Genomic DNA, 11,729 nt, shown 5'->3' on the forward strand with positions numbered 1-11,729 from the left:
CGCCTCGGCGGTGACGCGCAACCAGCCGACCATCTCCCGCCCGCCCATCACCATGGGCCGCACGATGTCCCGCGCGAGCAGGTCGTCGTGCTCGCGCGGGTCGACCCGGACCAGCAGCCCGCCCTGCCCGCTGGCCGCCACCGCCATATTGCCGCCGATCAGGAAGGCCAAGCCGCCGAACATCTTTCGTTCCGACAGCGCCGGCCCCGGGGTGATCATCAGCCGGATGCGATCGGCCAATTCCTCGTCATACGCCATGGCGGCATTGTCTCCCCGGGCACCGACAGGTTCCGGTCAAGCACCGATGGCCGCGGCGAACAGCGGCCAGGACAGGTGCACGTCGTCCTGCCAGTAGGTCCAGGCGTGCGTGCCCGCCGGACGCAGGTTCGCGGTGACCGGGATGCCGAGCTGATGCAGCCGATCCACGAACGGCCGGGTGCAGCCGCCGACGACGGTCTCCATCACACCGCCGACCAGGACCCGATCGATCAGCCGAACCGGATTCCCGTCGATCCCGGTGTCGCTGATGCTGTCGTGCTCGCCGGGCGCACCGGTGCCCGAGGAGACGTACAGCGCCACCCCGCGCAGGCGATCAGCCTGCACTGTCGGATCGTGCGCGAGCCACGCCGGATGGTCCGGCGCGCCCCACATGTTCGCCGCGTTCGCGCCGAACACCGCGAGCTGCGAGGTGACCAGCGCCTGCGCCCCGGCGTCGCTGGTGCGCGGGCAGCCGCTGTAGGCCCCGACCGCCTGGTACATGCCGGGCGCGCCGATCGCCAGATTCAGCGCCGAGGTGGCCGACATGGAAAGTCCCGCAACGGCATTGCGCCCCGTCATGGCGAATCGCGATTCCAGCAGCGGCGGGAGCTCCCTGGTGAGGAAGGTGGTCCACTGATTGCGGCCGAGCGCGGGATCGTCCTGCAGCCAGTCGGTGTAGAAGCTGGCCCGCCCGCCGATCGGCACGATCACGTTGACGTTCTTGTCCGCGAAGAAGTCCGCGACGTCGGTGCGGCGCATCCACGGCCCGCCGTCCTCGCCACCGTCGACGGCATTGAGCAGATACAGCGCGGGTGCGCCCGCGCCGGGATGCGACATCCACAGGGTGATCGGCTTGTTCATCGCGGCGGAATGCACGACCACCTCTAGTTGCCGTCCGCCGAGCGGCCGCACGTCGAGGATGCGGGAATCGGGATCGGCGCCCGCCGTCACGGCCGGGACGATCGCGGCGAGCAGCACGAGCAGGGAAACCAGGCAACGCATCAGCCGGCGCATGATGTCGAGTATCTATCAGCCGGATCGCGACCCGTGGCATTCAGCGGGCGTGTTCGTCCGGCGAGTGAACACGCAGGTCGGTGATGCCATCGTCGGCGACCCCGGTTCGTTGCAGCCGTTCGGCTATCGACCAGCGAAGACGGCGCGGCAGATCGGGCGCCACCTGGGTCAGGTAGGCGTACAGCCATTCGGTACGTTCGACGAGGAACGGGAAGTCGGTGTTCATCATCTTGCGGATCACCAGCATCGGCAGCGGCGCGTCGAGCGGGCGGAAGTCCTTGTTCCACAACCCGGATACGCCGCAGCCCGGATAGAACTGGCCGAGCATCAGCCCGTCGGCCACCACGGCGGTCTTGCGCGCCTGATGCACCGCGTCGACCGGACCGTACCGGGTGAGGTCGGGGAACAGCGTGATGGCGGCCAGCATGCCGGCGTCGCGTCCCGCGGCGGCGCGCAGCGCGCGATAGATCTCGAAGGCGTCGTCCACCGCGGCGGTCATGGTGTCGACGGCCGGTTGCGCGCCGGGCACGACGGCCACCCACAGGCTGTGGTGCGTCATCGTATGGCGCACAAAAGGACACACCGGCCCGTCCCGGCCCAGGGCGGGATCCGGACGGGCCAATCGGTCGGCGAGATACCGTAACAGCTTGTCCGCATGCGGGTTTCGCTCCGCCCAAGCGGCCGGGTCGTCGTAGACATTGCACCATTCGAGGCCGGTACGCGGCCCTACCCGGGTGCGCGGGCTCACGACCGGCCCTCGCCCGGGGTGGCGAAACCACCTGTGCGCGGACCGAAATACACGTGGTTCACTGTTCCCGTGCCGCCGTCACGGTTACCGCCGTGCGTTCCAGATGGCGGGCCAGGATCGGCCCGATCACGGCGACGACATCGGAATTGGTGAGCTGAGCATGCGTCGCCGCCACCGGATGTTCGATGAGATCGCCCGTGACGTAGGGCCGCCACATCTCGGCACCGAACAGCTCGGTCATCCCGCGGGTCGCCGAAAAGTACAGCAGGTCACCGTCGTACACACCGGGGCGGTAGCCGTGCGCGAGGGCCACACCGTCCACGTAACCGCGGTGCAGCCGCTCGAGCTGGAGCGCGGACAGACCGGTGCCGAACGACGCACCCGCGCGCGCCAATTCGGCGGCGGCCTCGTCGGCACTCAGCTCCGGGGCGGCGTCGGCGTCCAGTGGTTCGTCACCGAGCAAGTGGGTCAACAGATCTCGCATCCGGGGCACCGGCGGCGGTGCGGCACCGTCCGGGACGACGACGCTGTCCAGCATGGCCAGCGCGCCGACGGCGGCGCCGCGCGCCCGCAGCCGCACCGCGATCGCGTGCGCGATCTGCCCGCCGAGCGACCAGCCCAGCAGGTGATACGGGCCCTCGGGTTGGGCGCGAACCATCGTCGCGACATAGCTGTCGGCCAGTTCGTCGATGGTGCCGATGGTCTCGCCCTGGCCGGTCAGCGTCGGCGCCTGCAGCCCGTACACCGGCCGGTCGGTGATGTAGCGGGCCAGCCCGGCATAGCACCAGGCCAGCGGCACCGCGGAATGCACGCAGAACAGCGGTGGCCGAGTACCGTTGCCGCGCAGGGCGAGTAGCACACCGAGCGCGTCGTCCGCGGTGTCCGCGCCGTCGTAGCCCGAGATGCGCGCCGCGAGTGCGCCGACCGTCGGCGTGGTGTACAGCCAGCGCACGGTGACCGGAACGCCGGTGGCGGCCGCCAGCTCGGCGGAAACCGCCACGCCCAGCAGGGAATTCCCGCCCAGTTCGAAGAAGTCGTCGACCAGGCCGACCCGCGACTGCCCGGTCGCCCGCTCGATCTGCGCGGCGACCAACCGCTCGGTGTCGGTCTCGGGCGCGACGTAGGGACGGGGCGCGGCCACCGGTGGCGGCAGCGCGCCGCGATCCAGTTTCCCGTTGCCCGACACCGGCAATCGATCGAGTTCGACGAGCGCCGCGGGCACCAGCGCCGCGGGCAGCATGCCGCGCAGTCGGCGTGCGGTCGTCGCCGGATCGAACCGCGCGCCCGGCGCGGGCACCACATAGGCGACCAGGCGCGCCTCGGATCGTCCCGGGTCGGCGACGGTCACCACGGCCTGCGCGATCTCGGGGCCCGCGAGCAGGGCCGATTCGATCTCGGCGGGCTCGATCCGCCGCCCGCGCACCTCGACCTGCCCGTCTATCCGGCCGAGGAATTCGAAGGCGCCGTCGGGGCTCGCGCTCACCAGATCGCCGGTGCGATACAGCCGTTGGCCGATGCCGAACGGGTCGGCGATGAAACGCACCGCGGTGCCCGCCGGATCCCGCAGATAACCGTCGGCGACCCCGATGCCGCCGAGATACAGCTCGCCCCGCGCGCCGGGCGGCACCCGGACCAGCCGCGAATCGAACACCACCGCAAGCACTCCCGGCAGCGCCGCACCGATCGATACCGGTTCGCCGGGACGCATCGCCTCGGTTTGCGTTGCCATGACGGTGGTTTCGGTCGGCCCGTACCCGTTGAACAGGCGCACGTGCGGCGCCCATGCGCGGACCAGCTCCGGCGGGCACGTCTCACCGCCGACCACCACGGCGCGCAGCCCCGGTACCGCGGTCGGTGACAAGGTCGCGAGCACCGCGGGCGTGGTGAGGAAGTGGGTGGCGCCGCTGTGCTCGAGCAACCGTGCGAGCGCGCCGCCTGCGACCACGGCGGGCGATGTCACCACCAGTCGGGCGCCGGCCGCGAAACAGCTCAGCAGCTCGAGCAGGTGCGCGTCGAACGACGGCGCGTGCGCATGCAGCACCACCGAATCCCGTTCCACCCCATAGTGTCCGAGGATGTAGTCGGTCAGCGAGCCGAGACCGCGGTGGGTGACCAGCACCCCTTTCGGCACTCCCGTGGTGCCCGAGGTGTAGATCAAGTAGGCGGGGTGGTCCGGCCGTAGCGAGCGCGGCCGCTCGGCATCGTCGATCGGTGTACCCGGCCGGCGCACCACCTGTGTCACCGCACGGACATCGTCGAGCAGCTGCCACTGCACGCTGCACCGGACCGCGCCCACCAGCTCCCCGGTGTCGCAGGGCAGCAGCTTGCGCACCGAGGTGACCGTAAGCCCTTGGCGCGCGCCGGAATCCGCGATCACCGCGGCGATCCGCGCGGGCGGGTCGGCCGGGTCGATCGGGACGAAGCAGGCGCCGGATTTGGCGACGGCCCACAGCGCGAGCACCGACTCCAGCGAGCGCGGCACGGCCACGGCGACGAACTCGCCGGGCCGCGCTCCGGCCGCCATCAGCTGCCGGGCCCACCGGGTCGAGCGCTCGTCGAGTTCGCGATAGGTCATGGTGCGCGTGCCGTCCTGCACCGCGACGGCGTCGGGCACCAGCCCCGCGCGCAGCAGATCGGGCAGCACCCGGATCGGACCTCTCGGCTCGACGGCCACCGGCGTTGGCGGCGCGAGATCCAATGCCGGTGTAGGGCAGTCGGTTCCGGCAGCGAGGAAGCGCGCGAAGTAGTCCAGGAACATGCGATGCTGCCAGGCCACCAGGTCGTATCGGTAGCGCGCCGGGTTGGCGTGAAAATCGATGCTCACCGAGCGCTCGTCCGGACCGGCCTGGTAGCCGTTGACGAGCAGGTCTTCCACCGGCCCGAGCGAAAGCAGCCGCGCCTGCCCGGTCAGCGCGCCGAGACTGAGCGGCTCGGTGAAGCCGAGCACGTTGACCACCGGACCGAAGCCGCCGCGTTCGACGTGCTGCTGCCCGCGATCGCGCTGCATGTCCTCGTAGCGATACCGCTGATGCCGCAGCGCGCCGATCACGCGCGAACGCACCTGCGCGATCACCGTGCCGACCGTCGCGGTGTCCAGACCGGACAACCGCAGCGGCACCACGTTCGACATCGACCCCGCCGACCGGCGCAGCGCCGCGGTCGGGCGCGCGGTGACCGGCAGCGTCAGGGTGACCTCGTCGCGCCCGGTCATCCGCGCCAGATAGCAGGCGAACGCCGCGACCGCGAGTTCCGGGAAGGTGGCGCCGTGCGTGGCACGCGCGGCGGCGAGCAGTTCGGCCGTCGCGGCGTCCAGTGTCGCGCTCACCCGGTGCGGCCGAGGCTCGGGCGCGGCGGGACGACCGGCCAGGCCGACCGGTTCGGTGAGCGTGTGGAGCTGCTCGCGCCAATAGTCCCGGTCCGTCTCGGCGCGCGCCGAATCCTGGTATCGGCGTTCGTCTTCCAGCAGCTCCGGCACGGTGAGCGCCCGCCCGGCAGCTGATTGCGACACCTTCGACGACGTCAGCGAACTACTCACCGCCGCAACGTTTTCCATCGTCATACTGGCGTAGGAGCCGGTGCGCGGGGCACTGTCGGGAACGGCGCGCGCCGACCGGCGCAGCACCCGGGTGGTCGAGCGGCGGCGACCGGCCTCGGCGGGTCCACCGGTTTCGGTCGCGCAGTCGCTCACGGCGTCGAGCCGGTGCGCCGCAACGACTTCCGCGCGGTAGAGCTCACCGGTGCGCCGCAGCACCGCCGCCGCGCCCACCCCGTCCAGCACGATGTGATGGCTGCGCAGATACAGCAGGTGATGATCCGGTCCGACCTGGAACACCGTCGCGACGGTGAGCTGATCGGTGAGCGGGTCGAGCGGTGCGCTGTAGTCGCGCTCCATCAGCTCCAAGGCCGCGGCCATCGGGTCGGCCTGGTCGGTCAGCCGCATCCGCCGGATCGGCAGCTCCGCCGCGGCGGGCACGTACTGGCGCGGATATCCGTCGACCACCCGGAAACGCAGGTGCGGTGACTGCAGTTCGTGGGCCGCGCGCCGGGCGCAGCGCGACATCAGGCCGATCTCGAGCGGACCCGACAGATCCAGGTACATCGCGACCGTGATCGGCACCCCCGGATGCAACTGCTGGGCCACCCACCAGCGCAGCTGCGCCGTCGACAGCGGGTACATCGGCTGTGCCGTGGCGTCGGCTCCGGTCAACACGCCTCCCTGCGATTCGGAAAGCCACCGCTGAATCATCCAGGGGCAAACTTACGGCATCCAGGCGTGAACCCTCCGTAATTTCAGCACAATCGGCGCGTGCATGAGCGGCTACCTGCCCAGATGGTCTGATCCCGCCCATCGGCTCCCCATCGATGCCCGACCCCGGCCGACGGACGAGCACACCCGGCGCTATACGAAGAAGACACCGAGGCGTGTCAGCGCACGCGCGCCCGCACCAGTTCCCGCGCGGCGACGCGATACCGGTCGGCGATGAGCCGGACCACGGCGGGATGGACCCCGATGGGTTCGGCCACGCCGTCGGCCCCGGCGTCGTGCAGACGCTCGTGGAACAGCCCGTGCGCCAGCAGATAGGACGCGACGAAAACTCGCTCGGCCCCGGAAGCACGCAGCGCGGCAACGACATCCGCGACACGCGGCGCACCGGTGGCGATATAGCCGAGCCGGACCGGCGTGTCCAGCCGTTCGGCCAGCATCGCGGCGGCGCGGCGGACATCCTGGCGCGCACGGGGATCCGAGGAACCCGCGGCGGCGAACACGACCGCGTCCCCGGGCCGCCACCCCGCGGCGCGCAGCCGCATGGTCATGATCCGGGCCAGCGCCGGGTCCGGCCCCATAGCCGGGGTGATCGCCACCGCGCCGTGACCGCTGTCGGCCACTTCCCGCGGCACATCCTGATAGACGTGGTACCCGGAGGCGAGGAAGGCCGGAACAACCACGGCGGGAACGGATTCCCCCGCCGGGCCGGTCAGGTCGCGCAGCACCTCGGCCGGTGACGGGCCGAGCACATCGACGAAGGCCGTCCGCAATGCGGGCACGGCCGCCTGCTGCGGTCCGGGAACGAGGGGAAGGGGTTCCCGGGCCGCAGCGGCGGCGGCGTCGCGCCCCGAAACCGCGACGCCGAGTTCGTTGCCGACCGCTTCGGCCAGCGCGGCGATCATCTCGACGCCGCGTGCGCTCCTGGTGCCGTGCGCGACGAGCACCAGTGCGGGGGCGCTCACCACGCCCCAATGGTCTGGGCGTGCCGCAGTGGCGTGCCGAAACCGGGCATCTGCGGCCCACCGAGTTCGGGCCGCGGGTTGTTGTCGACGCATTCGGCCGCGTCCATGGCCAGCCGGTAGCCGCGCTTGACCACGGTCTGGATCGCCTTCGGCGCACCGAGTCCGGCGCGCAGCCGGGCGATCGCGGTTTCCACCGCGTGCGTGTCGTCACCGCCGCCGGGCAGCGCCGCGAGCAGGTGCTCCCGGGAGACCACCCGGCCGGGCTGCCTGGCCAGCGACCGCATCAGCGCCATCGGCGCGGGCGCCAGCTGGCGCACCTCACCGTCGACGACCACGCAGCCGCCGCGCACGCTCAGCGTGTGGCCCGCGGCGTAGATCCGGTTGGCCCGGCGCGGCAGTTCCTCGGCGACGTGCCGGGCCAGCGCACCGAGGCGGGCCCGCCCCGGCATGGAGGTCGGCACGCCCAGCTCTTCCAGCGGCGCCGCGGTGATCGGCCCGACGCACGCGGCCAGCACCCGGCCGCGCAGCGCGTGCAACAACCCGTCGAGCAACCCGGTTTCCTTGGCGCGCATCAACATCGACGCGACGGCGGGCGCGCTGGTGAACGTGACGCAGTCCAGGCTGTAGGTGACGATGGCCTCGATCAGCTGGTCCATCGGCTGCTGATCCGGCGGCGGCTCCCAGCGATACACCGGCACCGGCACGACATCCGCACCGGCGCAACGCAATACCTCGCAGAAGTCGGGCACCGGCTCCCACTCGGTGGTCGCGCCGTGCAGCTGCACCGCGATCCGCACCCCGTCCACGCCCTCGGCGAGCAGATGATCGAGCACCTCGGCCGAGGACTCGGACGCGGGCGACCACTCCTCGCGCAGTTCGGCCGCGCGGATGGCGCCCTTGGCCTTCGGGCCGCGCGCCAGCACCCGGGTGGACGCGAGCGTGCTCCGCAGTTGTTCCGCGATCCCCCAGCCCTCGGCCGCCTCCATCCAGCCGCGGAAGCCGATGCCGGTGGTGGCGACCACGATCTGCGGCGGATCGACGACCAGCTGGCGGGTCACCCGCTCCAGTTCGTCGTCATCGGCGAGCGGGATGATGCGAATGGCGGGTGCGAACACCACGCCGGCGCCCCGGCGGACCAGCAGGGTGGCGAACTCGTCGGCGCGTCGCGCCGCCGTGACGCCGATGGTGAATCCCGCGAGACAGGCGGTTGCGTCGGGAGTCGGCCCGCCGGTCACCCGGCCACCGCCCCCCATCGAGTCGCTTCGCGATGCTGTGCTCATTGGTTCATCCGTCCGAGGAAGCGAGCTCGGCAACCACCGGCTCGTTGGAAATCGACACGATGCCGTCGGTCACGCTCACCGCGTATACCGGCAGCATTGCCGATTCGTCGTCCAGGCAACGCCCGTCGACCAGTGAGAAGGCCTGCTTGAGCAGGGGCGACGCGACGACGGGCACGCCGCCGCGGTCGCCGACGATCCCGCGCGACATGACCGCCGCGCGTCCGAACGGATCTATGTTGCCCACGGCGTACAGCATGCCGTCGGGCAGTAGGAACAGGGCGGCCTGCCGGCCACCTTTCAGCAACACCGCGACGCCGCGGCCGGGGATCAGGTAGTCGAGCCGGCACGCCTGTGTCCAGCCGGTGGCGGTAGCAGCGGCAATGCCGGGGGTATCGATCACGGTCATCGGTGTCATCCTCCAAACGCCTTACTCATTGGTACCGGCGTCCTGTTTCTATGGGGTTAAGCCGTCATTTCCCGCGCGTAGCGACCGGAATATCCGGCATACCGAGTAACACCGGCACCTTCCGCTCGCCGCTTTCGTCGAAGGAGATGGTCGGATCGGCCTCGTCCGGGGCGTTCACGAAGGAGACGAACCGGGAGAGCTTTTCCTCGTCCTCGAGCACCGCGGCCCATTCGTCGCGATAGCCATCGATGTGCTGGGCCATGGTGGCCTCCAGCTCGTCGGCGATGCCGAGACTGTCCTCGCAGACCACCTGCTTGACGTAGTCGATACCGCCCTCGAGCGCCTCCTGCCACGGCGCGGTGCGCTGCAACCGGTCCGCGGTGCGGATGTAGAACATCAGGTACCGGTCGATGTACTTGATCAGCGTCTCGTCGTCGAGCTCACCGGCGAGCAGCACCGCGTGCTTGGGCGTGAGACCGCCGTTGCCGCCGACATAGAGGTTCCAGCCGTTCTCGGTAGCGATCACGCCGACGTCCTTGCCGCGGGCCTCGGCGCACTCGCGGGCGCAACCGGAGACACCCAGCTTCAGCTTGTGCGGGGAACGCAGTCCGCGATACCGCTTTTCGAGCAGCACCGCCATGCCGACCGAGTCCTGCTGACCGTAGCGGCACCAGGTGGAGCCGACGCAGCTCTTCACCGTGCGCAGCGACTTGCCGTAGGCGTGCCCGGACTCCATGCCGACATCGACCAACCGCTGCCAGATCAACGGCAGCTGCTCGACGCGCGCACCGAACAGGTCGATTCGCTGACCGCCGGTGACCTTGACGTACAGGTCGAAATCCTTGGCGATCTGGCCGATGGTGATGAGCTGATCCGCGGTCACCTCGCCGCCCGGCATCCGCGGCACCACCGAGTAGGTGCCGTTCTTCTGCAGGTTGGCCAGGAAGTGGTCGTTGGTGTCCTGCAGACCCGCCTGCTCGCCGTCCAGGATGTGCTCGCTCGAGGTCGAGGCGAGGATGGAGGCGACCGTCGGCTTGCAGATATCGCAGCCGGATCCCTTGCCGTACTTGGTGATCAGACCCGAGAACGTGCGGATGCCGGTGACCTGGACGATCTGGAACAGCTCGGAGCGGGACTGCTCGAAGTGCTCGCACAGCGCCTTGGACATCTCCACGCCGGACTGCTCGAGCAGCTTCTTGATCATGGGCACACAACCGCCGCACGACGTGCCGGCGGAGGTGCACTTCTTCACCCCGGCGATATCGCAGGCGCCCTCGGCGATCGCGCCGCAGATATCGCCCTTGGACACGTTGTTGCAGGAGCAGATCTGCGCGTCGTCGGGCAGCGCATCCGCGCTCAGTTCCGCGCCCGCGGGCGAGATCAGCGCGGCGGGCTCGGCCGGCAGCGGCCGCCCGACCAGCGGGCGCAGCGAGGCGTAGGCGGTCGCGTCGCCGACCAGGATGCCGCCGAGCAGGATCTGCGCGTCGTCGGACACGACGAGCTTGGCGTAGGTGCCCTTCGCGGCGTCGTGCAGCACGACCGACAGCGCGCCCTCGGTGGTGCCGTGCGCGTCGCCGAAGCTGGCCACGTCGACCCCGAGCAGCTTCAGCTTGGTCGACATGTCCGCACCGGGGAATTCGCCCGCGCCGCCGAGCAGGCGGTCCGCCACGATCTCGGCGGTGGTGTAGCCGGGCGCGACCAGGCCGTAGCAGGTGCCCTCGACCGCGGCGCATTCGCCGACGGCCCAGATGTTCGGATCGGAGGTCTGCAGGCCCAGGTCGGTGCTGATGCCGCCGCGGGGGCCGACCGCCAGGCCGCTGTCGCGGGCGATCTGATCCCGCGGGCGCACGCCCGCCGAGAACACGACCAGTGCGGCCTCGATCACCGACTCGTCGGACAGCGCGACCCGCACGCCCTGATCGGCGGCCTCGATCGAGGACGTGCCGACACCGGTGTGCACGGCCAGGCCGAGATCGGTGACCAGGCGCTCCAGGATCGCGCCGCCGCCCTCGTCGATCTGCGCGGGCATCAGCCGGTCGTTGTACTCGATCACGTGCGGCGTCAGGCCGAGCAGCCGCAGCGCGTTCGCGGCCTCGAGGCCCAGCAGGCCGCCGCCGACCACCACGCCCACCGCGCCGGGCCCGGCGGCCTCGGCAGCGGCCCGGATGCCGTCCAGGTCGTCGAGGGTGCGGTAGACGAAGCACTCGGGCAGGTCGTGCCCGGGGACCGGCGGCACGAACGGATACGAGCCGGTGGCGAGCACCAGCGCGTCGTAGGACAGGGTCTCCCCCGTCGACGTGGTGACCTTACGGGCGTCGCGGTCGATGCTCTCGGCGCGCTGGCCGAGGCGTAGCTCCACCAGCGCGTCGCCGGCGTACTCGTTGCCGGGCAGCGCCAGCTCCGCCGCGTCCCACCGGCCGACGTAGGAGGACAGGCCGACTCGGTCGTAGGCGGGCAGCCGCTCCTCGCTCAGCACCACGACCTGCCACTGCCCCGCCTCGTCCCGCGCACGCAACGCCTCGACGAACCGGTGCCCGACCATGCCGTGGCCGACGACGACGGCGGTCTTGCGTGCGGACGGTTCGAATGGGTGATTCATCGGGGTGCTCAAGAAGGGCCTCCAAAGATCCGGTTGGCCCAACGGTAGGAAACGGGTATTGCCGCAATGCTGCGCGAAATGACCGGCGCATCAACGGTTGCTCACGGTTATCCGAATCCGGGCGTGAGTTCGCCCGTAAGTTACGCCCATGTGACAGAGCGGTTTCCGGAGATCACCGAGACCCCACCACGGCCC

General features: G+C 70.7%; 8 protein-coding genes. All 8 read right to left on the reverse strand.

What is annotated here, in order from left to right:
- Positions 1-258: TfoX/Sxy family protein (locus TY25_RS18950; protein ID WP_042258090.1), on the reverse strand; the 258-nt coding region annotated here is incomplete at its 3' end.
- A 36-nt stretch (positions 259-294) separates the two neighbouring features.
- The gene (locus tag TY25_RS18955) at positions 295-1,272 is read right to left on the reverse strand and encodes an alpha/beta hydrolase (protein ID WP_042258092.1); all 978 of its coding nucleotides are present in this window, start codon (positions 1,270-1,272) and stop codon (positions 295-297) included.
- 40 nt (positions 1,273-1,312) lie between these two features.
- Positions 1,313-2,020 (reverse strand): DUF6875 domain-containing protein, encoded by a 708-nt coding sequence (locus TY25_RS18960; RefSeq protein ID WP_042258094.1) that lies wholly within the window; start codon positions 2,018-2,020, stop codon positions 1,313-1,315.
- Between the two features lie 58 nt (positions 2,021-2,078).
- Complete coding sequence (locus TY25_RS18965) at positions 2,079-6,230, reverse strand: non-ribosomal peptide synthetase (protein ID WP_226887190.1); 4,152 nt, start codon at positions 6,228-6,230, stop codon at positions 2,079-2,081.
- Positions 6,231-6,445: 215 nt separating this feature from the next.
- Positions 6,446-7,249, reverse strand: coding sequence for a sirohydrochlorin chelatase (locus TY25_RS18970; protein ID WP_042258164.1), 804 nt, complete (start codon positions 7,247-7,249; stop codon positions 6,446-6,448).
- Positions 7,246-8,502, reverse strand: coding sequence for a uroporphyrinogen-III synthase (locus TY25_RS18975; protein ID WP_042258098.1), 1,257 nt, complete (start codon positions 8,500-8,502; stop codon positions 7,246-7,248). Before TY25_RS18975 ends, TY25_RS18970 begins: the two co-directional genes overlap by 4 nt.
- Positions 8,503-8,533: 31 nt before the next feature.
- On the reverse strand, positions 8,534-8,935 hold the full coding sequence (gene nirD / locus TY25_RS18980) for a nitrite reductase small subunit NirD (RefSeq protein ID WP_014987763.1): 402 nt from the start codon (positions 8,933-8,935) through the stop codon (positions 8,534-8,536).
- A gap of 64 nt (positions 8,936-8,999) precedes the next feature.
- A complete protein-coding gene (gene nirB / locus TY25_RS18985; RefSeq protein WP_042258100.1) occupies positions 9,000-11,534 on the reverse strand; it encodes a nitrite reductase large subunit NirB in 2,535 nt (844 codons plus the stop codon).
- Positions 11,535-11,729: the final 195 nt, after the last annotated feature.

The sequence above is a fragment of the Nocardia brasiliensis NBRC 14402 genome (assembly GCF_000308475.2).
GTDB lineage: Bacteria > Actinomycetota > Actinomycetes > Mycobacteriales > Mycobacteriaceae > Nocardia > Nocardia brasiliensis.

Bases quoted from the DNA above. Each gene is read 5' to 3' on its own strand.
- TY25_RS18955 (WP_042258092.1), bottom strand. From the start codon at position 1,272: ATGCGCCGGCTGATGCGTTGCCTGGTTTCCCTGCTCGTGCTGCTCGCC.
- TY25_RS18975 (WP_042258098.1), bottom strand. From the start codon at position 8,502: ATGGGGGGCGGTGGCCGGGTGACCGGCGGGCCGACTCCCGACGCAACC.
- nirD (WP_014987763.1), bottom strand. From the start codon at position 8,935: ATGACCGTGATCGATACCCCCGGCATTGCCGCTGCTACCGCCACCGGC.
- nirB (WP_042258100.1), bottom strand. From the start codon at position 11,534: ATGAATCACCCATTCGAACCGTCCGCACGCAAGACCGCCGTCGTCGTC.